Genomic DNA, 455 nt, shown 5'->3' with positions numbered 1-455 from the left:
CAGTTCAGCGTTGAAGAAGACGGCACACTCATCTTCACTGATGCAGACCTGTTAACAGGCGCAACGGACATTGAAGGCGACAACCTAACTGTTGAAGGTGTGACCTACGATGGCGGTGACGGTATCTTGACCGACAACGGTAATGGTACTTACACCTTTGCGCCAAACGAGAACTTCAATGGTGACGTAAACTTCGGTTTTGATGTATCTGACGGTACCGATACGGTATCTGCAAACATCGATGTGAGTGTAACTGCCGTTGATGATGCACCAGTGTCTGGTGACCTAGCGTACTCAATCGATGAAGACGGTTCTATCCGTCTAAGCCAAGAGCAATTGCTATCACAAGCATCTGACGTAGAGGGCGATGACCTTACTGCTAGCGGCCTAACGGTTGGTGGTGATGCGACGGTTGTAGCTAACGATGATGGCAGTTTCACCATCACGCCAGATGA

At 49.5% G+C, this 455-nt stretch carries 1 protein-coding gene; it reads left to right on the top strand.

Annotated elements, in window-relative coordinates:
- On the top strand, nt 1-455 hold a 455-nt coding region (locus AB4482_RS22940; RefSeq protein WP_372181796.1), incomplete at both ends, for a tandem-95 repeat protein.

It is taken from the genome of Vibrio sp. 10N.222.55.C7, assembly GCF_041473335.1.
Taxonomy (GTDB): Bacteria; Pseudomonadota; Gammaproteobacteria; order Enterobacterales; family Vibrionaceae; genus Vibrio; species Vibrio crassostreae_C.
Note: the sequence above shows the minus strand (reverse complement) of the source record. Positions and strands in the feature narration are given on the sequence as shown.